The 320-nt window shown below is 59.4% G+C and carries 1 other RNA gene; it reads right to left on the minus strand.

Annotated features, from left to right (window positions below):
- Window positions 1-268: a transfer-messenger RNA gene (gene ssrA, locus ACLZOT_RS51250) on the minus strand; the annotation flags it as partial.
- Between the last annotated feature and the right edge of the window lie 52 nt (window positions 269-320).

The raw sequence follows: 320 nt of genomic DNA on the forward strand, positions 1-320 counted from the left end.
GATTTCCCTCTTCACCCCGTGACCGGGATCAAGGTTTAGTCCCCTAGCTGATGCCAGGATCCGGGTCGGGAACAGCCCCGGGCTGACACTCCCGTAGTAGGAGGCTCGCTCTGCTACCTGAGATCAGGCAGCGAGGGCGAAGGCCTGCTGGGAGGAATCGCGCTTGGTGTTGGCGATTATTTTTTCGGCCTGTGGTTTACGAGATCATGGCCGCTTCCTCGACACGCTTCCCCTGCTTCGACAGCCGCTGTCGAAACCGATCATCCCCATGTTGTTTTTTCAATCCCTCCAGCCAGAGACCGGAGGAGCGCGCACCCTCT

Origin of the sequence: Streptomyces sp. 4F14, from assembly GCF_048159485.1 — a bacterium.
Taxonomy (GTDB): Bacteria; Actinomycetota; Actinomycetes; order Streptomycetales; family Streptomycetaceae; genus Streptomyces.